This is a genomic window from Bacillus sp. WP8, assembly GCF_000800825.1.
Taxonomy (GTDB): domain Bacteria; phylum Bacillota; class Bacilli; order Bacillales; family Bacillaceae; genus Bacillus; species Bacillus safensis.
In genome coordinates, this window is the sequence record NZ_CP010075.1 from 3,614,807 (window position 1) to 3,639,315 (window position 24,509).

The 24,509-nt window shown below is 39.7% G+C and carries 23 protein-coding genes and 1 other annotated feature (1 of these 24 cut by a window edge); of the genes, 2 read left to right on the plus strand and 21 right to left on the minus strand.

Features of this window, described 5'->3' with window-relative positions; genetic code table 11:
- Positions 1 to 203: 203 nt before the first annotated feature.
- The 5 genes from QR42_RS19820 to QR42_RS18260 all read right to left on the minus strand — a co-directional run bounded on the left by QR42_RS19820 (position 204) and on the right by QR42_RS18260 (position 6,519).
- Positions 204 to 371: a YxiF family protein gene (locus tag QR42_RS19820; protein ID WP_442852934.1), complete on the minus strand. Its 168-nt coding sequence runs from the start codon at positions 369 to 371 to the stop codon at positions 204 to 206.
- A gap of 105 nt (positions 372 to 476) precedes the next feature.
- Positions 477 to 1,712 (minus strand): TerD family protein, encoded by a 1,236-nt coding sequence (locus QR42_RS18240; RefSeq protein ID WP_039182768.1) that lies wholly within the window; start codon positions 1,710 to 1,712, stop codon positions 477 to 479.
- 327 nt (positions 1,713 to 2,039) lie between these two features.
- Positions 2,040 to 3,020 (minus strand): restriction endonuclease, encoded by a 981-nt coding sequence (locus tag QR42_RS18250; protein ID WP_039182772.1) that lies wholly within the window; start codon positions 3,018 to 3,020, stop codon positions 2,040 to 2,042.
- A gap of 151 nt (positions 3,021 to 3,171) precedes the next feature.
- Positions 3,172 to 4,611 carry a 6-phospho-beta-glucosidase BglA gene (bglA, locus tag QR42_RS18255; protein ID WP_144246078.1) on the minus strand — a complete coding sequence of 480 codons (1,440 nt, stop codon included), beginning with the start codon at positions 4,609 to 4,611 and terminating at the stop codon, positions 3,172 to 3,174.
- 9 nt (positions 4,612 to 4,620) lie between these two features.
- Entirely contained in the window at positions 4,621 to 6,519 is a 1,899-nt protein-coding gene (locus QR42_RS18260; protein ID WP_039182778.1) for a beta-glucoside-specific PTS transporter subunit IIABC, read from the minus strand.
- Between the two features lie 155 nt (positions 6,520 to 6,674).
- Between QR42_RS18260 and QR42_RS18265 the strand changes: the two genes are divergently transcribed.
- On the plus strand, positions 6,675 to 7,385 hold the full coding sequence (locus QR42_RS18265; RefSeq protein ID WP_039182781.1) for a GntR family transcriptional regulator: 711 nt from the start codon (positions 6,675 to 6,677) through the stop codon (positions 7,383 to 7,385).
- Positions 7,386 to 7,435: 50 nt separating this feature from the next.
- Here the strand turns inward: QR42_RS18265 and QR42_RS18270 are convergent, their stop codons facing one another.
- Positions 7,436 to 8,419: a hypothetical protein gene (locus QR42_RS18270; RefSeq protein WP_442852935.1), complete on the minus strand. Its 984-nt coding sequence runs from the start codon at positions 8,417 to 8,419 to the stop codon at positions 7,436 to 7,438.
- Between the two features lie 130 nt (positions 8,420 to 8,549).
- The gene (locus QR42_RS18275) at positions 8,550 to 10,733 is read right to left on the minus strand and encodes a hypothetical protein (protein WP_039182785.1); all 2,184 of its coding nucleotides are present in this window, start codon (positions 10,731 to 10,733) and stop codon (positions 8,550 to 8,552) included.
- A 242-nt stretch (positions 10,734 to 10,975) separates the two neighbouring features.
- Between QR42_RS18275 and QR42_RS18280 the strand changes: the two genes are divergently transcribed.
- Positions 10,976 to 11,872 carry a PhzF family phenazine biosynthesis protein gene (locus QR42_RS18280; RefSeq protein WP_039182788.1) on the plus strand — a complete coding sequence of 299 codons (897 nt, stop codon included), beginning with the start codon at positions 10,976 to 10,978 and terminating at the stop codon, positions 11,870 to 11,872.
- Between the two features lie 40 nt (positions 11,873 to 11,912).
- On the opposite strand, the gene QR42_RS18285 is transcribed toward QR42_RS18280, so the two are convergent.
- The 14 genes from QR42_RS18285 to QR42_RS18350 all read right to left on the minus strand — a co-directional run bounded on the left by QR42_RS18285 (position 11,913) and on the right by QR42_RS18350 (position 24,167).
- Complete coding sequence (locus tag QR42_RS18285) at positions 11,913 to 12,788, minus strand: LysR family transcriptional regulator (protein WP_235354781.1); 876 nt, start codon at positions 12,786 to 12,788, stop codon at positions 11,913 to 11,915.
- An 8-nt stretch (positions 12,789 to 12,796) separates the two neighbouring features.
- Positions 12,797 to 13,303, minus strand: a complete 507-nt coding sequence (locus QR42_RS18290; protein ID WP_039182793.1) for an LURP-one-related/scramblase family protein — start codon at positions 13,301 to 13,303, stop codon at positions 12,797 to 12,799.
- A 102-nt stretch (positions 13,304 to 13,405) separates the two neighbouring features.
- A complete protein-coding gene (locus QR42_RS18295) occupies positions 13,406 to 13,747 on the minus strand; it encodes a darcynin family protein (RefSeq protein WP_039183409.1) in 342 nt (113 codons plus the stop codon).
- A 70-nt stretch (positions 13,748 to 13,817) separates the two neighbouring features.
- Positions 13,818 to 14,408: a Crp/Fnr family transcriptional regulator gene (locus QR42_RS18300; RefSeq protein ID WP_039182796.1), complete on the minus strand. Its 591-nt coding sequence runs from the start codon at positions 14,406 to 14,408 to the stop codon at positions 13,818 to 13,820.
- A 149-nt stretch (positions 14,409 to 14,557) separates the two neighbouring features.
- Positions 14,558 to 15,406, minus strand: a complete 849-nt coding sequence (locus tag QR42_RS18305) for an MBL fold metallo-hydrolase (protein WP_039182797.1) — start codon at positions 15,404 to 15,406, stop codon at positions 14,558 to 14,560.
- 66 nt (positions 15,407 to 15,472) lie between these two features.
- Complete coding sequence (locus QR42_RS18310) at positions 15,473 to 16,639, minus strand: MFS transporter (protein ID WP_039182800.1); 1,167 nt, start codon at positions 16,637 to 16,639, stop codon at positions 15,473 to 15,475.
- Positions 16,640 to 16,776: 137 nt separating this feature from the next.
- Positions 16,777 to 17,079 carry an ArsR/SmtB family transcription factor gene (locus tag QR42_RS18315; protein ID WP_039182804.1) on the minus strand — a complete coding sequence of 101 codons (303 nt, stop codon included), beginning with the start codon at positions 17,077 to 17,079 and terminating at the stop codon, positions 16,777 to 16,779.
- 889 nt (positions 17,080 to 17,968) lie between these two features.
- Positions 17,969 to 19,117, minus strand: a complete 1,149-nt coding sequence (locus tag QR42_RS18325; protein WP_235354831.1) for an HNH endonuclease signature motif containing protein — start codon at positions 19,115 to 19,117, stop codon at positions 17,969 to 17,971.
- 169 nt (positions 19,118 to 19,286) lie between these two features.
- The gene (gene rlmH, locus QR42_RS18330) at positions 19,287 to 19,766 is read right to left on the minus strand and encodes a 23S rRNA (pseudouridine(1915)-N(3))-methyltransferase RlmH (protein WP_025093694.1); all 480 of its coding nucleotides are present in this window, start codon (positions 19,764 to 19,766) and stop codon (positions 19,287 to 19,289) included.
- A gap of 80 nt (positions 19,767 to 19,846) precedes the next feature.
- A complete protein-coding gene (locus QR42_RS19195; RefSeq protein ID WP_008360116.1) occupies positions 19,847 to 20,017 on the minus strand; it encodes a CxxH/CxxC protein in 171 nt (56 codons plus the stop codon).
- Positions 20,018 to 20,178: 161 nt separating this feature from the next.
- Entirely contained in the window at positions 20,179 to 21,009 is an 831-nt protein-coding gene (locus tag QR42_RS18335; RefSeq protein ID WP_039182811.1) for an energy-coupling factor transporter transmembrane component T family protein, read from the minus strand.
- On the minus strand, positions 21,000 to 22,715 hold the full coding sequence (locus tag QR42_RS18340; RefSeq protein ID WP_039182814.1) for an ABC transporter ATP-binding protein: 1,716 nt from the start codon (positions 22,713 to 22,715) through the stop codon (positions 21,000 to 21,002). The genes QR42_RS18335 and QR42_RS18340 overlap by 10 nt, the downstream gene beginning before the upstream one ends.
- A gap of 19 nt (positions 22,716 to 22,734) precedes the next feature.
- On the minus strand, positions 22,735 to 23,292 hold the full coding sequence (locus QR42_RS18345; protein ID WP_024424020.1) for an ECF-type riboflavin transporter substrate-binding protein: 558 nt from the start codon (positions 23,290 to 23,292) through the stop codon (positions 22,735 to 22,737).
- Positions 23,293 to 23,306: 14 nt separating this feature from the next.
- The gene (locus QR42_RS18350) at positions 23,307 to 24,167 is read right to left on the minus strand and encodes an SAM hydrolase/SAM-dependent halogenase family protein (protein WP_039182818.1); all 861 of its coding nucleotides are present in this window, start codon (positions 24,165 to 24,167) and stop codon (positions 23,307 to 23,309) included.
- 111 nt (positions 24,168 to 24,278) lie between these two features.
- Positions 24,279 to 24,509, minus strand: a binding site (T-box leader) (it continues 40 nt past the right edge of the window).

Genomic DNA, 24,509 nt, shown 5'->3' on the forward strand with positions numbered 1-24,509 from the left:
AGAAATTTTTAACAAAAAATTAGATCTTTATACTCAATTAATTCTTTTTTAAACCAATAACTATGACTTTAGGCATTATTTAAGCGGGTGAATAACATACTCATATAGAATTATATTTTGATCAAATTTTCGTTATCATAGATCTTTCCACATCAAGCTATGCTTCAAATAAATCGCGTCTCTTATTACATATTTTTTAATTCTTATACATCCCAAATACTTAGCTCATAATAATATTCCGTTCGCTCTATGCATAATCCAAAATGAAAACTCTCTGCGACTAAAATAAATTCACCATATCCATTTGCAAATTTGATCTGTTCAAGAAAATGATCTAAAAATGAATTTTTGGAAGTTTCATATAGCTTAATTCGTTCATTAAGTGCTTTCTTCTGCTTCTTCTTTTTAGGATTTCTATACTCTTTTTATATTAAAAACCTTATGTTTTCTTATTGCCAACTAGCCATACATTCATTTTATTTATAATCATTGATTGGTCCTTTATCCATCAAAACATCAATTTCATCAGAAGACTTCATTTTTAATTTAGGTCTACGCTCGGAATTTGGTTTGCTGTAAAGCTCCAGCGGACGTATGATCACACCATCATTTGTATTTTGAAGCATACCCGGCACACAAGAATAAATCCGATCATTATCATTCGCATGTTTGGCATGAATTGTCACAGATGTTCCTTGGTGATTATCGATACTCATAGATACCCTATATCTATAAAAAGAACCTGTTCCGTTTGATTGAGCAGAATAAACAACCGGAACGATAGCAAGGATATCGTCATTTAACCGTAATTTAATGACTTCTGTTTTCATCGATTCACGGTCTCTACCGACATCTCCCATATGCTCTACAGCTCCGTTACCGTAACTTTTGAGAGCAGGAACACCTTTTGCGCCAAACATGGCCACATCTATTTGTTTTCCTGACTTCGTATAGACCAATGCATAAATATCATAATCAGTTCCAGACTCCCAGGATACTGTAGCTGTAATCTCAGGCGTTTTTTCAATGATGATCGGTTTATGACCTTTGTCTAGACTAATTTTACCTTGAACTTTCTCTAAGCTAATTGGTGCAGCGACGTTCTCTTTAGCAGCTGGCTTCATTGGAGCAGGCTCATCAATTAATTTTTCAGAAGTCATTTGAAGAGGTGTAGAAACATCCTGTTCATCAGGTTCAACCTCTACCCCAAAAAGCTGACATAACCCTTCTAATCCAGAATCGAAGCCACGCCAGATGGATCGTGCTTTCGTTTCACCATTTCTGATATATAGCTCTACTACGACAATACCCTTTTCATTTGTAAAGCTTACTGGTGTAAGGTATAGTACCTCATCGCCTGTTTGAATTTCTGCTTGCAGATTCTTCACTTGAGAAAAACCAATGCCTTGATCCTCTGTTAGTGTAATCGCCACCTTTGTGATTCCAGCAGGCACTTTGCTCATATCAAAATTCAATTGATGCCTTTTCAACTGACCTGATATCTCTGCTGGTAAAAGTGTCGCGACACCCGTGGCACTCTCCGGCTGATTGTAAAAAATAATGCCATGATCTCCTTGAACTAGATCTGAATCTGTTAAGAGAAACGCTGTTAAAGAAATATCAATTGCAGATGATACTTCATAACTGATGGATACTTGTCCCTTTGGAGAGTTTAGTACGGTATTGGCACCCATTTGCAGAGTTTGATTCATTTCAACAACTCCTATTCTTTATCTACCATTTATCTCTTTTATAGATCAATTATACCAAATTGTATAATAGAACCTATGAATATCTTTATCTCATTTCAATCTCTGCATTGATATGAGACAATGCCAATTAAAAACAAACTACTCTCGAAAGGAGAATCAATGTGTATAAAAAAATCATTCCTGCTGTTATGGTGATATTCGGTTTTTGGATTCTTCTTCAAATATCCTTGAACATTAAGATCTTTCACAATCCAATGAACTATTTTGTCGCTATTACTCTCTTTTTTCTTTGTATTCAGGCATTAATAAAACATAAACAATAAAAGATCACTCAGGCACATACACTTTTTTCAAAGGTAATAAAGACCTTGTCTCTGTTGGCATGTCCTCATACCATTGTACAATAAGATTGACGAGTTCTTCTAAGTCCAATAGATGAACTTCATTATGCTTCGCAACAGCTTTTGCATGAGAAGTAAATCCGCCAGTAGAAACAAATAAACTATTTGCATTCATGGGGTTAGCTCCTAATAATTGTTGCACTTCTGGTGCACTGGCTGAAGTTTTTCGATGCTTGACTTGTACTTTAATAATAGGTTTTTCAAATCCAAATGCATCTTTATAAGCTAATACATCTACACCGCCGTCAGGACCTTTTGGACTCACACGAACATTGTATGACATAGCTTGCAGTAGGCCCCCGACTAAGTCTTGCATCTTCCACGGGTCCAATTTATCCACCTTATCTGCAATCATCACAGTTGCTTTGCTGACTAAATCTTCAATAATTTCATCTTCTTCGGTTTCATCTTCGGATGCTGATATAGAAGTAGGGTTTTTCAGTAGGTGTTCAATTTCTTCTCCCCAATCATCTACACGAAAAACAGTTGATATAGAACCGAGGCTGTTTTTGGCTGATTGGCTGAAAGAATCTCGTTTCACTGCGATTGGTTCCCAGTTGACTTGAATATGATTTGGATACATTTTATCCCCTGCTGCTTCATCAAAAAAATGTGGAGCAGTCACCGTACCAACCCGATATTCACGGCTTTCTTTTATGTATGTAATAATTCGATCTCCCTTTTGAATTTCTCTACTGAACCTCCATACCTGACTAACCCAGCTTCTTCTTGTAAACGGTTTGCTCTCGGCGAAGATAACATCAGCTCGGGCATTCATCTCTTGCTTTGTTTGATATTGTTTTGGATTACCTAATTTCGGCCAACCGATTGATGCTAAGCCTTTCTCTTCCCACATCGGAATTAAATCATTCTGGTCGCCTGCACGAACCATCCACCATTTTGTCATTTAAAATCTCTCCCATTCCAATCTTTTCTTCTTACTAAATTATAAGACTTATATCTAGTGAACAAAAGGATATACACACCAATTTTTCTGAAAGAACGCAAAAACCCGAACAAGCATATACCACGCTCGTCCGGGCTTCTATTTTCCTTTATTACACTTCTTCACCATTCGTTGCGATGACGTTTTGATACCAAGTAAACGAATCTTTTTTAAGGCGCTTCATTGAGCCGTTTCCTTCGTTGTCGCGGTCAACGTAGATCATGCCGTAGCGTTTTTTCATTTCGCCTGTTGTGAATGACACGATATCAATGATGCCCCAAGGTGTGTAGCCAATAAGGTCGACACCGTCGTATTCAATGGCTTTTTTCAGTGCTTCGATATGAGAAGCGAGATATTGAATTCTTTCTGGATCGTGAATAGAACTGTCTTCTTCCACTTGATCTATTGCACCAAATCCATTCTCTACGATGAATAACGGGATTTGATAGCGGTCGTAAAAACGATTCAATGTATATCTTAAGCCTGTCGGGTCAATGGACCAGCCCCAGTCACTTGATTTGATATAAGGGTTATCTACACCATGCGGCAGGGCTCCGTTGACAATGTCTCCGTTGTGATCAGACACCGTATCACTTTTAACCGTTGTCGACATGTAGTAGCTAAAGCCTAGATAATCCACTTTTCCTTTTCTTAAGCTTTCTTCATCGCCTTCTTCAAATGGAATGTGATAGCCTTCGCGTTCGAATTCTTTTAATGCATAGCTCGGATAGTAGCCGCGCACCTGTACATCTGGGAAGAAATAGCGCTGTCTCATATATTCCTCTGCCAGCATGACATCCTCAGGGTTTGAGGAATATGGATAGATTGGCACGTGAGAAACCATCGCTCCAATTTGGAAAGCAGGATTGATCTCTTTTCCTTTGGCTACTGCCCATGCACTTGCAAGTAATTCATGATGTCCTGCTTGATACATGACTTCTTTGGCATTTTCGCCTTCTTTGACTGATACCCCTGAATTTGTCCAAAGGAATAGTGGGTTGTTGACATCCATTTTGTTATTGATTTCATTAAATGTCATCCAGTATGTGACTTTGTCTTTGTATCGATTGAAGCATACTTCTGCGAATTTCGCGAAATACTCAGCGACTTTTCGGCTGCGGAACCCGCCGTACTCTCTTGCTAAGTGGAGCGGCATCTCAAAGTGAGACAACGTAATCACAGGCTCGATGCCATGCTTGAGCAGTTCATCGAATACATCATCATAGAATTGTAAACCTGCTTCATTCGGTTCTGCTTCATCTCCCTTAGGGAAAATCCGGCTCCAGCCAATCGATGTACGTAAACATTTTAAACCCATTTCGGCAAACATTGCGATATCTTCCTTATAACGATGGTAGAAATCGATCGCTTCATGGTTCGGATAAAATTTATCTTCTTCTATCGTTTCAGTTATTTGTCTCGGTACTCCGTGAGCACCTGCTGTCATCACATCTACAACACTTGGGCCTTTTCCAGCTTCATTCCATCCACCTTCAAATTGATGTGCAGCTAATGCTCCGCCCCATAGAAAATCTTTTGGTAATGTCATTATTCATTCCTCCTATTTCACAATTGTGATCATGACGTCTGTTGGCTGACATGTCTCACGTTTCTCTACAATCACATCTTCGTACGCTTGTGTATTGGTGATGATGACTGGTGTGATTGTTTTTAATCCTTTGCTTTCAATGGCTTCTTGATCAAATGTCATCAACAAGTCACCCTTCTTCACCTTGCTGCCTTCTTTGATATGCAGAGTAAATGCTGAGCCATCTAGGGAAACCGTATCAATTCCTACATGAACTAGTAACTCCACCCCGAATTCTGAACGCAGTCCAATCGCATGCTTTGTTGGCGCAAGCATGACGACACTGCCGTCAAACGGTGCATACAGCTTGTTGTCTGTCGGTTCAATCGCAAACCCTTTGCCCATCGCCCCCGAGCTAAATACGGCATCTGGCACTTCAGATAACGGGATCACTTTCCCTGCAAGCGGTGCAGGAATGGTTTCTTCATTATTCATCGAAGCATTCATTTTTTCTCCAACTTGCTCTTTATCAGACGTTGCACCGGCTGTCTGTTCCACTGTATCTTCCCCATAACCAAACATTTGAATAAGCACAACTGGTAAGATCAGCGCAATTGCGACACCAATCAATATGCCGATGATCGATGTTGGATAATCTGAACTAATTCCGTTTACAATCGTCAGTGGACCAGGCAAACCTGCATACGCAAAGTAATAAGGCGTAAAGAAGCTGGCAGCAATGGCACCGACCGCTCCAGATATACATCCGAAAATAAATGGTTTTTTGAAACGCAGGGTAACCCCATAAATCGCAGGCTCAGTAATTCCAAAGAGACCCGTGATTCCCGCTGAAACCCCGACTTTTCGTGTTTCGCGGTTTCTTGCTTTTAAAATAACCCCTAACACTGCGCCGACCTGAGCGATAACAGCGATGGTTTGATATGCCTGGAAGGAGTCACGTCCATATTGTTCAAAGTTGGCGAGCACCATTGGTGTGATGCCCCAATGAACACCGAAAATGACAAGCACTTGCCAGAATCCTCCGATAATAGCACCTGCTAAAGCTGGGACATTTTCCGCTAAGACATTGTATCCGTTTGCAATCCCATTTGCACCGGCTGTCGAAAGAGGACCAATTAATAGAATCGTTAACGGAACCATGACAACCATGCAGATAAATGGGACAAATAACGGTTTGACCACCTCGTGAATGCGTTTGTTTAAAAATCTCTCTACATATGAAAGAATCCATACCAAGAATAGCGGCGGCAAAACAGATGACGTATAAACTGTTTCAGATAACGCTATGCCTAAAAAGGTAACGCCTTCCCCTGATGCCACGCGTCCAGCAATCTCCGTCCAAGCTGGACTGACAAGCGCTGCTGTACACGCTACGGCGATATACATATTCGTTTTAAAATGCTTGGCTGCTGTGATGGCAATAAAGATAGGCAAGAACGTAAACGGCGCCCATGAAATAAAGCTAAAGACTTCATACGTTCCCGTTTTCGAGAAGCTTGGAAATAATAAATTAATGAGGATAAGTGCACCTTGTAAAATACCTGCTGCTGCCAAAATATACACAAATGGCGCAAACACAGCAGACATGGTCGCGATGACACGGTTCAGCACCGTTCCCTTGTTTTCATTTGGCTGATCATCATCAGACGGCTGCAGCTGAACAAGGCTTGAAAAATGCTCATATACCTCACCAACATGCTGACCGATAACGACCTGAAATTGACCGCCATTTTCCACCACGGTAATGACGCCAGGCATCGCATTGACTGCTTCCTTTGCCTTTGGATTCGAACGTTTCAAGACCAAACGCAGCCGCGTGGCGCATCTTGCAGCACTCACCACATTTTCTTCTCCGCCAACTGCCTCTAAGATGTCTTCTGCAAGCTTTTGATAGTCCCTCACTTTTGACATATAAAACCCCCCTTTATCACTACTAGTATATGTACATTATAATTATACCGGTACAATTTATCAATACATATATAATTTTAAATAGCATATCAAAGGAAATTTGGTATGTGCTATAATACAAAGACAATAAATCGTGAAAACAAAGAGGAATAGCCATGTTAAAGTATCAACAAATTGCGAGCGATATTGAAAAATATATTGTCACCCATGAGATGCAGCAAGGAGATAAGCTCCCTGTACTCGAAACACTCATGAGTCAATTTGCTGTGAGCAAAAGTACCATTATCAAATCGTTAGAATTACTCGAAAAAAAAGGAATTATCTATCAAGTGAGGGGCAGCGGCATCTTTGTTCGAAGACACCGACGCAAGGGCTACATCAGTCTTTTATCCAACCAAGGGTTTAAAAAAGACTTAGAGGAATTTCAACTGACATCAGAGGTTTTAATGCTAGACACCATCAAGCCGTCCGAAGAAGCTGCACTTAATTTGAACATTGAACAAGATGAAGATGTTTTTTACCTTAAACGCATTCGTTACATCAACGGACAAACCTTATGTTTAGAAGAATCCTATTACCGAAAAACGATTATTCCTTATCTCAACACAGAAATTGCCGCCGATTCTGTTTTTAAATTCGTCAGTGAAGGTTTGGGGCTCAAAGTCGGTTTCTCCGATATGTACTTACAAGTAGGCAAATTGAATGAAACCGAAGCGACGCACCTCGGCCTCAAACAAGACGATCCCGCCCTCCGCGTCGAGACGGTCTTTCACCTCACAAACGGCCAGCCCTTCGACTTTTCGAAAATCACATATAACTACACACAATCCCAATTTTTTATTCAAGCCAATAATTATTATGGGTGATGGACGGAAAAAGCCCCTCATAAACTGAGGGGCTTTTTGCAAATAACCTATCACTTGTAATAGTTATAATCATTGAACGTCGCGATCATATCTTCTTGTGTGCCTTTCTTCCCGCGATTTGTATTAAAATATAAAGTTCCGTCATCAAAATCAACAGCTTCTATTTCAAAAAGAGTAAATGCACTGCTCGTAATTCGAAATGAAAGGTCTTTTCTAGTAAACAACTCTTTTGAAAAATCTTTTGCAGGTGTTTCCTTTTGCTCTTTCAGGATTTGATTGATATTTAATGGATATGTGAGAATGACACTCACATTAGAAGCCCCTCCATTGGAGTCTGGCTTAGATAATGGTACATATAATGTTCCTTGATAGAAAGAAATGCCTTGAAGAATGTACTTAGAAACATCCACCACTGATTGATTTACAATCGCTTTCGTATAATTTAATGTAAATGTTGCCTCATATTCAAATTGTCCTTTTTGGTCATTAAAATTCCCAATAAAAAAGCGATTGCCAGACCTGACAATAAACTTGTCCGCTCCAACAGAATATGTGATGCCGCTAATTGATAAATTCGCCCCTTGGTACTGAAGGACATAGGATTTAGCCACTTTGTACGTATTTTTCTTCGTGTTCACACTTAACTTCACTATCTTTTTTACATACTTTGCACCATCGGCCATAGGCGCTACATATAAGCTAACTTGCTCATCACCTTTTTGAGCTTTCACAGCTAAGTCATTAGCATGTCCTAAGTCATTACTAGTACTGTTGGTGTCAGAGTTTTTAAGGAGCTTAACAATTCTATTGCTTGAAGAGCTGTTCATTTTAATAGCGTACAATTGCGTCAAGTGATTTGACGTATTTATTTTTGCAGCATAAATCATATTATTATTACGATCTACAGCCATCCCTTGCATAGAAGTGTAGAACCCAGAACCGGACATTGCAGAATACGTTGTATATGTGTTGAAATATCCGGATTGTGCCTGAACAGTCACGGACCACATACTGCAGCAAAAGATGACAACCATTAGGATAAAATACTGCAATTTTTTCAATATAAACACTCTCCTATCATTGGAATTTATATCGTTTGGCTTTTAAAAATAAAATCGTCACCATAGAAATGAATGACGATTTTTTTAAAATGATCATTAAGCTCTACTTTTCAGCTTTAAACGCCTTTACCGTTTTACTACTTTCCGACATGCCTTTCCCAGTGACGGTGAAGTAGAGTTTTCCTCCCTTAGTGCCTAGTTGTTTGAAAGTGACTTTTACAACTTTGCCTTTAGTAGCTGTTGACTTTCCAATAAGCTTTCCTGAAGAATGATAGATCTTAACAACGTCTTGTTTTGTGAGTTTACTGACTGTGACCACGTCTTTTTTCTTTTTGTTGTTTACAATGTTGATTTGGTTGCTTTTTAACGAAGCAGACGGCTCACCTTTAAAAGAAATGGTTTGCTTTCCGCTTTCCAGCATCTTATCGCTATTGCGTGTGACATACACTTTACCGCTCTTAGTCCCAACTTGTTTAACGTACAATTTGATGGACGAGCTGGTAGCTGGTTTTGATGCAGCTAGTAATTTCCCGCTTGTTGAGTAGACTTTAATTACATCTTTTTTCTTCAATTTACTCACTGTAATGATGTCATTTTTATTTTTAAGATTATTGATTTTGACTTGGCTGGCTTTTAAAGCATCTGACTTTTCACCCTGATAACGAATTGGTACTCGATTTCCCTCTTTTAAACCAGGCTCTTTTATACTGATATAAAGCGTTCCACTTGTTTGACCCAATTGCTTCAAGGAAATTGTCAGGTTCGAGCTAGATGCAGCCTGTTGGGCAATCGCTTTTCCACCAGAAGATTGTTTAAAAACTTTGATGACTGATTGCTTTTTGATTCCTTTTATCGTCACCGTATCATTTTTCCCTTTATTGTTCGTCACCTTCACTTGGGATGATGCAAGTGGAGATGTGACGACTTTTTTGACGGTGAAGGCTGGCAAGGCGACCTTTCTCTTTCCACTCTGCAACGTGATTGTTACTTTAGATCCTTGTTGTAATTTTCCCGTTTTCAATTTAAAATCTTTGCCCGGCGTAATGTTGAATGGTCCAAATTTCTTTTTCGTTGTGCTAGCGCTGAGTTTCGACATTGCTTTTATTGTGTTATTCGTTGAATCAGATTGCACCTCTACAATAGCTTGATCGCCAAACGTACTCATGCCATTAATGGTCTCACTTGAATCATCGATTTCTTCCACAAAAACTTTCTGTACATCTTCCTGAGATTGATCCGTTTCACTCGGATTATCAGCCATGAACGACTTGACTGTAATGAAGTCACCACCGATTAACTTTGAAACAGGAACATCATAGACGCCATTAGAGTCTGTCTGACCTTCCCCAATGACTCTTCCCTCTCCATCTAAAATATTGATCATACTTTCAGGAGTTGCAGTTCCGCCCACTGAAGTTGAAAGCTGAGTAAAAGGATCAATAGTCGGAGCGGTTGATCTCAGTTGGAAAGTGGTCTCATACAAAGCATTATCATAAGAAGGTTCCAACACTTGAAATTTACTTTGATTTAATGACTTTATTGTGTTTTTGTCTAAATTCAACTCAAAGTTGCCATCACCATCTGCAGTCATCGATTGAATGATGTCACTTGATTTTTGATTTTTAAAGACGATCTTTGCATAAGGAATTCCCGTTTGGCCTTTCACTGATTTAGACCATTTTGTCGTAGGAATAAGTGAGATTTTCTTAGGATTCACAATTTTTTTGTAAACGTCGATATTGCTGCCAGTCGTCATTTTCACTGTTAGGAATGTCCCTGCACTTAGGGCAGGCAGCTTCAAATGAATGGCATCATTGAATGTGCCTGAGGCAATTACTTTGCCATCTTTCATGACCTCTACTTTTGTGTTCTTCACAGTTTTCCCAGTTAACTCCTGAGAAGTATCATATATCGGATCTAATGAGCTAAAAGATTCCTTGAAAACATACACTTTGTTTGAAGAAAGCATTGTCCCATTTTGGTCATACGTATCTAACTCCGCCGTTTGACCTGAACTAATGTTCCAAGAAAACAACTTAAAGTTTCCATTACTATCTGCTTTTGCGTAGTGCATATATTTAGATTTCCAGTTACTCGGAACACCCCAATCTACGAATGCAACGATTGCGTTTGGCGCTGTTTTACCTGTCAGATAATTATCACCATATTGATAACGATCAACCGTTGTTTTCGTTCCACCCTCTGTGGCACTCACACTTTCTTGTATATGAAAACTCAACATCATCACACATAGAATAGAAGCTACTAATTTCAGGACCATTTTCATAAATATATCCTCACTTTTCCTATTAATGTTTTTATATACAAATATTATACATTTCATCTAGTATAGATACAAGAGTTAATAACATGACTAAAGACTTATCAAACTACCAATTTAATAGGTACAGTGAATCCCCCTCTCTTACATGAACATCTCCGATTTAAAACATCAAAAAGATTCATTTTACGAATGCTTCAAACAAACTTATGATAAACGTAACAAAAATGTATAGGAGGGTTCGTCAGATGAGAGACATTAGAGTGTATCATGTTGATGCGTTTACAACTGAGAAATTTGGAGGAAATGCCGCTGGGGTGGTGTTGGATGGTGAGTTTTTAACAGAAGATGACATGCAGAGCATCGCCAAGGAGTTGAATTTACCGGAATCCGTCTTCTTGCTGCCTGCCCATGATAAGGAAGCCGATTATCGGGTCAAATACTTCACGCCGACGGAAGAGGTCAATTTTTGCGGGCATGCGACTGTTGGATTGACTTGGCTTCTGGCGACGGAGCTAGGGCTGGCTAAAGAGAGATCAGGGGTCGTGTTAGAAACAAAGATCGGCAATGTTCCTGTCGTATGGCACGAAGAAAATGGCAAGGTTGTTGATGTGGAAATGACGCAGGTGACACCGAAGACACGAGATTTTGTCATCGATTTAGACGAGCTTAGTGACATGCTTGGTGTGAGCAGTGACCGCATTGATCCATCCTATCCTATCAAATTAGCAAACACCGGTAACTGGCATCTTCTTGTTCCGATGAAGCACCAACAGGACATTGATCAAGCGGCACCAAACTTAGCGGCTTTAGCTAGAATGAATAAAGAGCATGGCATCTCAACAACCCACCTTTATACGTTCCACACCTCAAAAGAATGCGATCTTTATACGAGAGATTTTGCACCTGGGATTGGTATACCCGAAGATCCTGTGACGGGAGCAGCAAACGGGGCATTGGCTGGATATCTTTATTTGGAGGGCATCATTTCTCAGCAAGAAATCACTCACCTGAACATTGCCCAAGGCGATGCCATCGGTAGACCTGGCTTGCTTCGTATCACAGTCATTCCAAATGCATCAGAGCCGGTGATCAAAGTGGCAGGCGCAGCTGTCATCACGATCCGCGGCGTGTTGACTTTATAAAACACCAGCTTGAATGGGAGACATCCTGTTCAAGCTGATTCTATTTAAAATGACTTTTGACCGTTTCAATCCATCTTTTCGCCGATGGGGAAGCTGCCTTGAACGATTTGAACGCCAAGTTGACCTCACGAAAGACGCTCGTCTCCAGTGGAATGACTTTCGTATGAGGTATGTGCGGCGGTAACACTAATTTTGGAATAATCGTGACCCCAAGCCCTTCTTGCACCATAGAAATGAGCGTATTGTTGTCTTCAATTTCAAACAAAACATGAGGCTTCACGCCGCCTCTTTCTTTTAACAGCTTCTTGACGAGTATATCGCAACCCGCTTTCGGCATGATAAAGGCTTCATCATGCAATGAATCAACTTCGATCACTTTCTTCGTATGAAAGCGATGATTCTCTTGTATGAGCACCACCAATTCATCCTGAAAAAGTGGAATGGTCTCGAATTCCCTCGATGACTGCGTTAAAAAACCAACATCAACCGTGCCTGAAGCGATCCATTCCTCAATCTCCTCATAACCGCCTTCATATAACTCCAGCTTGATATGCGGATAGCTTTGCGTAAAACGATGAATGAGGCGCGGCAGGACATTTGAAGAAAAACTAGGGAATGTCCCAATCTTGATGCTCCCCACTTCCATCCCTTGAATTAGCGCCGCCTCCTGCTCAAGCAATGCCGCATGATGCAAGATTTGCCGGATATGCGGCATCACCCGCTCACCTGCGTCCGTCAACGACAGCCCGTTTCGATTCCGCCGAAGCAGCACAATCCCGAGTTCCGACTCAAGCTTTGCAATATTATGACTCACCCCAGACTGCGTCAGCCCAAGCTTCTCCCCGGCTTTTGTAAAACTGCCGCATTCGACGACTGTTAGAAATACTTTGTATTGGAATGTGATCAGTGTGCTCACCTCACTTATTAATTCGTCGTTGCCGACGACGAAGACCTAGACGCTGCTTCATCAGCTTTCACACAATCAATCGCAACAACGAGCGCAATCATCACAGGCTCCATCTCTTCTTTCAAAATATCAACCTTATAGCTGTCACCCCAAGTAAACCATTCCTTCTTCACCTGACCGATCACTTCGCCATTCTGCAGCACTTGGAAATTCATATCCCACCAGTTACCTTGCACTTCGATCCCAGCAGCATCAATTGAATATTTTGCTTTAAAAAACGTAAACTCTTTTTTAATCGTCAATACCTCTTGACCATCAACTTCTACAAAAAACTTCGGTAAAAAGGTAAACATTTTCTTCGTAATCACAGCGATTTCATCTCGTTCTGTATTCAAAATGGTAAACGTCTTCGGCATCTTCATAAAGCTGCCTTCGACCACATACACATCGTTCTCCTGTTGATCCTTTACAGTAAACCTGCCGCTCAGACTAAATACTTTCTGCTTCATGTAAAGCTGTTTCATATGTACCTCCGATTCAGTTCAAAAATTCCGTTCTTACATTACCTCTGATTATACCAAAAAATAGAATGTACAAAAATCCACCTGATAGCAGGTGGTTTTCGATTACTGATCCATTTTCAGAGATTCTTTTTCATATGTTTGAAAAGCATTTTCCATTCCCATGATGACTTCTTTAATTTTGACATAACCACTTGTGTAAGGAATAGAATCTCTAATCTCTTCCCACATAAAATGATAGAACTTCAGGTCTTCCGTTTCACACATCACAAAATCTGTGTAATCTTTACCTGGAAGAGCTTCAGCATCAAAAAAGCGCACCGTCACATGTTCCTCATATTTCTGCATCAACTCTTGCAGCGAAGCCGCATGAGTTCTTCGCTCCTCTCGTGGCAAAGCAAGCCAAGATGGATAGAACTCTAATAAAACAACCATCATATATTTCATCATCATACCCCCGATTCTTCTATGATGTGATGATTGTACGTCAGATCTACAAAATGTGCATTAACATAGGTTAATGTTCAGCAGGATGGAGCAGCCTGCTCAGCGAAACCGGAGAAATGCCAATATATGAGGCAATATGATATTGAGCGATACGTTGATGTAGCCCGGGATATTTTAATAAAAACGCCTGATATCGCTCAATTGCTGGCAAATAAAGCAGTTCCCTCTCACGCTCTTCCTTTCTCGTATAGAGCCTCTCTACACTAACCCGAACAAACCGCTCCCACATATGACTTCTATCCATCAACATTTGAAGCAGATCATACGGAATTTCAATCACAATAGAATCCTCCATCGCTTCAATCGAATAAGGAGAAGGCTGCCTGTTGATCATACTTGCATAAGAAGTAGCAAAATCATCTTCCAACGTAAAAGCCACGTTGTACTCCCTTCCATCCGGTAACAAATAGAAGAGACGGAAGAGCCCCGTTATGCAGAAATAAGCGTGTTTCACAAGATCGCCAGCCTTGACCATGCATGTACCCGCTTTTAATTGTTTAATTGTTGTTCCATCTTTGAAGGCTTGCCAATGATTTTGTTCGATTGGATATTTGGATATTTTGGTTTTGAAAGTGTCGTATGGGTCAGTTATTTTGTCCATCTGTTTTTTACCTCCTAATAAGGAAAACTCAAACCTACTTGGGGATTGTTTTTATGATCAATGCTAAAAATAAGTCTGTCACAATACGTGATGCAAAAAAAGTCTCGTTTGAGGAAAATCACTCAAATGAGACTTTTTTTAGTGTTTATTTAATACCCATTTACAAAGTAAGCAATGGTTTCTAATTCATCTTCTTTCAGTTCTCTGTTCACATAATGTTGATATTCTTTCGTGATTTTCTGCTTATCTCCACCAAATAGATCAGTGAATTTCGCTATCATCCGAAGTTTGTCTGTTTCCTGACGAAACTCCTCTTTTGTCAACGGTCTTTGGTGTGAAGGAATATACATATCAGCATCAAAAGCATCTAACTCATCTAAAAGACGCAACGTTTCCTTCACCGTATAATGTACTTTTTCGGCATACATTTTAGGATAAATACAATCACCAAGAAACAGGATTTTCTCTTCTTTCACATACACGATCACGGAATCAGCAGCATGATCGCCTCCAACATGTTGCACGACGCAAGTGACCCCACCAAGATCAATCTCCATCCGCTGGTCAAACGTCACATCCGGTAAAACCACCTGAATATCTCGATGATCCTGATATTCTTCTTTGATCGCCTTCGCACAGAACTCAATCTCCGTTCCTTCCCTCACCCGCTCATCAATCGCATCATCTGACCACGAAAACGGAACAAGCTTCTCCATTTCCTTTCTGGTCTTTGCAGAAGCAATCGAAACCGAATCAGACAGCGCTGGCAGACCAAAAATATGATCCCAATGCCAATGCGTGAGGACAACCATATCTGGCTTGGCGTTCTCGTGTTTAAAAGTTTTCTGGATAAAATAGTTCGCATGATCTTCTGAATTGCCTGCATCGATCATTAATGTTTTGTTATTGCCTGCGACCATGCCTAGGATGGGGCGGTCGGTGAGTGCTACTGGTGTGATGTACCAAAAACTCTGACCTATTTTTTTAATTGAGTGCAAAGGTGCTTCCTACTTTCTGTCATTATTTTTTAAATTGAATCACGTTTTTTCCCATCGTTCTACTGTTTAAGTATATCGAATTTCATTACTCGAAGTAGCACGCGAAGCCAATATTGTTACAATGATCGCGATTGCAACGCCTAAAGCACCTGCCCAAGTAACGGAAGATAGAGAAACCCTCTCTACAAAGATACCTCCAATAGCTGCACCTGCAGCCATCGCCAATTGCATCATTGACTGATTGAGACCTAATAGTATACCTGATGACTCTGGCTCCATTGTAGCTAAGTGATATTGTTGAGTCGGGCCAGAAGACCATGCAGCAAATGACCATAATATTAAAATGAGTAATACTCCAACATAAGAATGCGTAACTAGTGAGAGCAATATGAGCATGATGACATGTAATGTCATTCCACTAATCAGAGTAAAATTCACACCCCATCGATCGGTACTAAATCCACCAAACTTTGACCCAACTAGACTAGCAATCCCGAATACGAGGAGAACTCCGCTCAGCAATTTGCTGCTTACACCTGATATATTTAAAAGGTAAGGGGATAAATAGGTATAGGCAATTGAATAACCACCGAGCCAGAAAAAGGTGATGGCTAATCCCAACACTACTTTTGGTTTTTTAAAAAGAGCAAGTTGTTGAATTAAAGGTACAGGTTTATCCCCTTGGATTTTTGGAATCGTAAGAGAAATGATCACCATGGCTAATAATCCGAGTAAGGCTATTCCTCCGAATACAGCTTTCCAACCGAAGAAATCACTAGTCATTCTGCCCAGTGGGACGCCAATGATCAATGATGCTGTAAATCCCATTACTACTGTAGCAATAGCGGCACCTTGCTTACCTTTTGGTGCAATTTTTTCAGCAATTGTTAATGCAGTAACTACGACCATCCCCGCTCCAAGAGCCATAATAATTCTTGACACAATAAATAATTGATACCCAGGGAGGACGAATGCAAGAATATTACCTAGAATAAAAACGCTAAGTGAAATTAACATTAACTTGCGTTTATTCATTCCCGATGTTAAAGCCATTAATACTGGGGTGAAGATGGCATACACAAGAGAAAAAATCGTAATTAACTGGCCAGCTGCAGCTATCGTAATCCCTAATGATTCAGAAATATTATCCAAAATACCAGAGATGATATACTCTGATGTACCAACTAAAAAACTGACAATAGCTAAAATGTAAATCTTTACAGTGTTTGACAATGTAGATCACTCCCTAAACATAATGCATTTACATATCTAGAATTGTTAATATGTATGGACAAAAAAACATATTACGATAAGTCGATTTGTATTTAATAAATGAAACTGAATTCTGATGTATGAATTCAGTTCATTTATTAAATATTTTTTTCTAGAATCTCAGCAATTTGTTTTATGGCATTTTCATCTCTTTTATAATACGTGTATTTACCTATACGCTCTGTCGTAATTAATCCAGCTCGAAGTAAAATTGAAAGGTATTGAGATGCTGTTGATTGCGTCATTTTCAATTTATCTGTTATTTGACTAACACATACCCCTGTAGTATTCATATCAATCCCTTCATGGGGTGTAAAATGACGATCAGGTTCCTTTAACCATTGTAAAATTTGCAATCTGGATTCATTGGATAAGGCTTTGAAAACTTCTATTGGCTCCATACACCCTATTATATCGATAAATAACGATATGTCAACATGTGTTGTTTGAGATTCCTTACAACTTTCTATTTTCCTTCTTCCTCTGGTATAGTTCACCGTGGTGCCTTTAAATGAGTTTATTAAAAAACCTTGATGGATACCAAACTCTACCAAGGTTCTTAAAATATTATTTTATATTGGAAGATCTTTAGAACTACATTTAAATTAGAAATTGCTTATCACTCTTCACAAAAACTAATGATTTCCTTCGGTACAGGTTCAAATATTAATACCTCTGGTTTTGGATAAGACCTTTTCCTCAAATAATCTTTGAGTGCGTTCATACTTTTTTCTTGAATTATATAAAGTTGTGGTTGAACTCTTTTATGACTCAAAAGCAGTTTTCCTCTTTGATTAGACACACTCCTAACCTTTGAGCAGCTCTATCAAAATCAAGTTTTGAAGGAATATTCTCATCGGGTATAGCTAGCTTCTATTTCTGAAACTTTTCTCGTCAATTTATTAAATTCAATTTCCCCCATACTATTTTCATGCAGTCTTCTAAAAGTGAATTTACTTGTGAAATATTATCATTTTTTTAAATATAAGAATTTGTTATTTCAGTCTTAAGTAATTTGAGGTTAATCTAATCATAAAACCTGACTCTTCTTCCTCATGTTCACTTAGTACAGTTAAATCAAAGGAGAGTTCATATGAGTGATCAAAAAAAGTGACTATCTTATCCAAATCAATTAAAAGTTGATTAGAAAAATCTTTATAAACTAGCAATAAATCTATATCATTAGGGGATCTATTCTCATTGAGAATTGAGCCAAATAAATATACACTATTAAATAACTCAAACAATTCTATATGCTGTAGGATTTTCTGAATGACAAAATCTTTTGTGTTAAATGCCATTAATGTATTTATAAAATTTATCCATTGTTAGTAACGTTACTTTCATTTCTTTTGCTAGCTCGTATGCTTCCCCTGAAATACAACACTCACCATTCCAATTATGTAAGTTTAAAACCACACATTTTTCCTCTGGACATAGTTGTTGTAATTTAACTTTACTTAAGCAATACTCATAAATAAAAACTATCTTTACACCATTTACTGTAATTTCTTTTAGATTGTCTATCTCTAAAAAATCAAAATTTAAACCTCTTGATTTTATAACTTTTAGAGCATAATTTAAACTTTCAAATCGAACATTAACTTGCCTAAAACATTTGCTATCATAGTATATTTGCCTTAACCTTGGAGTATCATTTAGATAAATTTTTTCAGAACTACTGTCTTTTTTAACCTGTATATATGGATTATCAATGCCTAAAACAATAGATTCAAATTCCCCCTTATTCAGCAATACTGCTATTAAACTCTCAATAGACTCTACAGATGGTATAAAGTCTTTTTGTAAAGGTTTTATTCCAAACAAAGAATTAATCTCAGTTGGAAATAATACATGTCTTATTTTTTCTTTACTTATTCGAGTAGCTTCAAATTCTTCAATATGAAGCATAAATTTTTGTACTATTGCTAAGTTTGAGTAGCTTTCCTGAGAATGCCTTTGAATCAACTTAGTATTGTGTTTTAAAATTTTTCTTAGTATTCTATTATTTGATAAAATCTCACCTTCAAAAATGTCCCACAATCCCCTTTGGTCCTCTGAATAATAGTTTTCAAAGATTGCTTGATTATGTAGTAACAATGGAACTACTTCACTTTTTAAATCCTCAAAAGTATCATACTCTTTACTAAAGAAACGCTCGAACTCAGCCTTGCGTATTTTTTTCCATTTTTCAACATCATCTACACTGAATGCATTGTTTTTATCAAAGTTTGTATGACAATTTGGGCATAAAATAATTAAATTTTCATAAGAGTTGTCTTTAGTATCACAATACGGAATTATATGAGCCTTTTCCATTATGTCGCCACTATCTTTAAATAATTCTACTTTACATTCTGGATTCATACATCTCCCCATAGATTCAGCATATATCCTTCTTTCAACCTGAGTACTTATCTTTCTGCTCACCTCGTTCATCTCCTTTAAAACCATCACTTTAGTCTCTCTTACTTTGACTGTATTAAAGATTCTCATTACTCTAACTAAGAGTTCTATACTTAATAATCTCTTTAAGCTTTAAAATATTAGTTAATATATTTTAGGATTCACATATCTACTATTATTAACACCTGCAATAAAACCTCACTCACTTATGATAAGGCTCCCCCCGCACAATCCGAAACGCCCGATAAATCTGCTCCACCAACACCAGCCTCATCAATTGATGCGGAAACGTCATTTTCGAAAACGACAGTTTCTCATTCGCACGCTGCATGACAGCATCACTTAGTCCGAGGGATCCGCCTATGACGAAACATACTTTGCTTTTTCCGTATGTTGCCAGCTTATCTATTGTATCGGCTAATTCTTCGGAAGTTTTCATCTTTCCTTCGATGGCGAGGGCGATGACGTGGGCGTCTGGGTTGATTTTGCTTAGGATGCGTTCTCCTTCTTTGTCTTTGATGATTTTCATGTCTTGATCGCTGAGATTCTCGGGTGCTTTTTCGTCCGCGAGCTCAATGATCTCAATTTTTGCGTAAGCCTGTAATCGTTTTGTGTATTCGGCTATGCCTTGCTTTAAATATTTCTCTTTTAATTTTCCTACTGTGATAATTGATATATTCACAGGTCATCCCCACCTTAAGAACAAGTTATTCATATAAGTTATCAACAATTGTGGATAAAATTTGTGTATTTTGTGTCCGATCATTCGTTCCCCACTATATATATTGCAGGTTCATCGCACAATTCACAGGTTGTGGATAAACTGTGTGTATGTTCGATTTTTCTGAATTCTGGCGGCGTTTCGTGATCATCTATGTACATGTCTAATACGGTTTCTATGTGTTCTGCACAAGCATAAAGTGATTTGTTCATAAGTTTCTAATTCCTCCAATATGTTGTTTCGTTATTCACAAGTGTTTCGCTCATTGTTCAATATAACCGATTTATTCACATGTTAATAGTCTTTTACCATTTTCCACACCTTTTATCCACAAACCAAACAAAAAAGCCTCCACTCCTGTGAAGGCTTCTTTCTATAAAAACGGATTATAAAATCTCGTTCCTCTAACAAATGTAATCACTAACGAAACAATCAGTACCACACCAACAAATATGAACGCCACATAATCTGCTTTTTGAAAGTCTTTTGTCGTAAACCATGTACGCTTTTTATGCTTTCCAAACCCGCGCAGCTCCATCGCATTGCTGATCGTTTCAATCCGCTCCAAGCTGGAGAAAATCAGCGGCATCACAATCGACAGCGCATTTTTAATGCGTTTTCCAAGTTTCTCATTCTTCGATAAATCAATCCCTCTTGCTTGCTGAGAAATCGCGATCGTGCGAAAATCCCGCTGAATATCTGGAATATAGCGCAAGGCAATCGCTACCGCATAGGAAATCCGGTAGCTGACCCCAATTCTGCTGAGCGATGAGGCGAATTCACTTGGATTTGTTGTCACAATAAATAAAAGCGCTGCTGGCATCACGGTCACGTATTTTAGCGTAATGTTCAACTGATAGAAGAGCTGTTCAAGTGTGACGTTGTACCAGCCGGCAATATGAAACAGCTCATGCTTTGCTCCGTAGATGGCGACACCTTGCTGAGGCGCAAAGATGTAAATGGCGATGTTATTAATCACTAGGAAAATCGCCAGGACGATCACCACGAAGGAAATATCACGAAATCGCACGTTTGATAGCTGAAAGAACACGATACTAGCAACTAGCATAAACACTAAAACGCCTGTATCATACGTGAGCATCGCTGCGGATGACCAGAGGATAAAGCAAATGAGTTTGGTGGCACCTGTCAGCCGGTGAATCGGCGACGGGCGATCGATATAGGACAGCATGTCTACAGCCATGTCATTCGTTCCTTTCTGTCAACCTCAATGAAGCGATCCACGAGTTCATTTGGATTCGGCCAATCAGCTTTCAGCGCCAGTTCATACAGCGAAGTTTCCTTTAAGCTCGCCTTTTGGACAAGCAGCTGATCTGTCAGTACTTTGGCTGGTGTATCATCTGCGATTTTTTCTCCATCTGAAATGACAATGGTTCTTGTTGTGTATTCTAGCATTAAGTGCATATCATGGGTGATCATGAAAATCGTGACACCCTGCTGATTTAATTGTTCTAAAAACGTCATCATCTCTGTGTAATGTTTAAAGTCCTGTCCTGCGGTTGGTTCATCTAGGATGAGGATTTCTGGCTCTAATACAAGAATTGACGCAATGGTGACGCGTTTTTTCTGTCCAAAGCTGAGCGCTGAAACCGGCCAGTTCCGAAATGGATACAGCCCACACACTTTTAGGACCCGCTCCACCCGTTCTTTGATCTCTTCTTCCTTTACGCCTCTTAAAACGAGACCGAGTGCGACTTCATCAAAAATCATTTGTTTTGAAATCATTTGATTGGGGTTTTGCATGACGACGCCGATTCGTTCGGAGCGCTGTTTGATCGTATCTCCTGTGATGTCATCACCATTTAAAAGAATTGAGCCTTTCGTTGGCTTTTCAAATGCACAAAGCACCTTAGATAATGTCGTCTTGCCTGCGCCATTGGCTCCTGCGATGCTGATCATTTCTCCTTTTTTGACGGTAAAAGAGATGTTGCTCAGCGTTTTTGGTCTTGTTGGATAATCAAAACTCAGCTCACGCACTTCTAGTAAATCCTGTGCTGCAATCTGCTCTACTGATGGTTCAGACGCTTCCATCCATTGCTCGATTTTCTCTTTTGCCTCATCGTCTAAAGTGAGACGCTGTAAATCAGCGATCTGATCTCCCGGTGCAACTGGAATACCTGCATATTTCATAGCCTTTACATATAAAGGCTCACGTAAATACGCCGCTTCTAATACGTTTGAGGCAAGCAATTCATCTGGTGTCATATCCGCTACAATCGTTCCTTCATTGACAACGATGATGCGGTCCACATGACGGAAGAGGACGTCTTCTAATCGGTGCTCAACCATCACAATGGTTTTTTTCGTTTGTTTTTGCAGCCGGTCAATGAGGTCGATGACTTCTTTACCTGTTGCGGGATCAAGGCTTGCAAGTGGTTCATCAAACAGCAAAATGTCGACATCGTTGACCAGTACACCCGCAATGGCGACACGTTGTTTTTGACCGCCTGACAGCTCATGCACGGAAGATGCCAGCTTGCCGTCTACCTCTGTTAATTTTGCTGCTTCCTCGACACGTGTTTTCATTTCTTCACGTGTGACTTGATCATTTTCAAGCGTAAACGCAATGTCTTCTCCAACGGTGAGCCCAATAAATTGTCCATCAGGGTCCTGAAGCACCGTTCCGACAAGCTGTGAGAGGGAGAAAATGTTCTCTTTCTCTGCATTTTTCCCGCCGATGTGAAGACTTCCTTCCATAGAACCTTTATAAGACGCAGGAACTAGCCCATTGATACAATGGGCTAGTGTGCTTTTTCCCGATCCAGACGGGCCTGCGATGAGAACTTTTTCTCCTTCATAGATGGTCAGGTTGATATCCTTTAATGTTGGTTCTGCCTGACTGCGATACTTGAATCCGAAATGTTCGAATTGAATCATCGGTTTCTTCATTTATGTGTTCCACCTTGCTTCATGATGTTTCTTTCGATAGACTGCCGCTTTTGCTTCTCGTTTTTGCATAGGCTGCAATGATGATGGTTCCTAATACACCTACTGTGATGATGTTTGAAATCCCTGCCACGATGCCTTGAACAAATACTTTGTTCGCAGGTTCTGCATAGATCACAATGTCGAGCACAGGAGCAATGATAAACCAGCCTAATGCCTGTGCGCCTGCTTGTACGGCGTTGAAGAGCGTGATTTTCTTCCAGCCGAAGTCTCCCTCTTCTACTTTTAAACGGTTAGAAATGAAGCCGATCAATAAACCAACGACACCCGAAACAATAATCCAGCTCCACCAAGGGCCAAATGTGGTCGCATCTTTAATGAGATGGCCAATAAAACCAATCAATGCGCCTGCAACAGGACCAAATAGCACGGCCATTAATGCAAGGAAAGCGTATGAGGTTTCAATTTGTGTATTCGGAATTCCAGTTGGAATGGAGACAAATCGTCCTAAAATCACAAAGACGGCTGCGCCAATTCCAATAGCAACGACAGTTTTCGTTGAAAGTTGTTTTCCTGCCATGATGTATCCTCCTCTTATTCGTATATAATGCGCGGAGCTTTGCGAATCGAAAGGCGCCAGCCTGTGCCTGTACCGATGTTATAAGCCTTTGCAAATGACCCTTGATTGATCGCCACGCCTAAATGGTCGAGTGAATTGACATATACGAGTGGTTCGCCTACCTTTAAGTCGGCAAAAGATCGTCCATAGGTCATGATATTTTTATACACATTTTTCGGCCCGTTGGCAATGGTAACTTCTATTGCATCCCCATAATTAATTGAAAGCTGTTCAAATAGCGTGTGATGAATGTTTGTCCACAGGTTTCCGAATCTCACATCTAAAATATCAATCGTCCCTGTGATCACATCTTCTTCCGCATAGGCCTGTACGACTGGAAGATGGATAATATCATCAATATTCGCCTTTGGCCCAACCTCTTCAAAAGAAATGACACCTGATGCAATTCTTGCCCCTGTATAAGCGTAAATATCTCTCCCATGGAATGTATGTGATTTTCCCGACTTTGGCAGCCGGTTAATGGTTTCATCTAAATAACGGGCTTCCACAATGCCAATATCCTGCGCGACGTGCGTGATTGTCCCGTTATCTGGGGTAATGATATAGTGTGAGCTTGTCGTTTTGACAACAAGACTTTTTCTCTCTGACCCAACACCTGGGTCAACGACGGAAACGAATACCGTCTCTTCCGGCCAGTATGTGACGGTTTGAAGCAGACGATAAGAAGCTTCCCAAATGTCATACTGCGGAATATTGTGTGTTAAATCAAAAATGCGGATCCTGCTGCTGACCGTATTTGCCACTCCGTACATTGCACTGACAGCTCCATCATCAATGCCGAAATCTGATTGTAAAACCAATGCATGTTCACTCATGTCAATCTCCCTTTCATTTGAAAAAATGGATGTGGTGTTTCACGTGGAACATTTGAACAATTGTATGAAAAAAAGTGGACAATAAAAAATACCCCATCCTTATCTTTGAATCATAAGGACGAGGTATTTGTCTCGTGGTACCACCTTTATTTACTGTTTGCTCGCGCTAAACAGCCTCTACAAGTACAAAGCTCCAATCTGGCTCATATACTGTGGTTTTGATAACGAGTACCAACTCTCGTCGTCACCTACTAATATCATAGATATGTTCAGCACGAGGCTCAGAGACCATTTTTCGAATCATTATTTTTGCTTCTTTTCAGCTGCCGAAGCTCTCTGTGG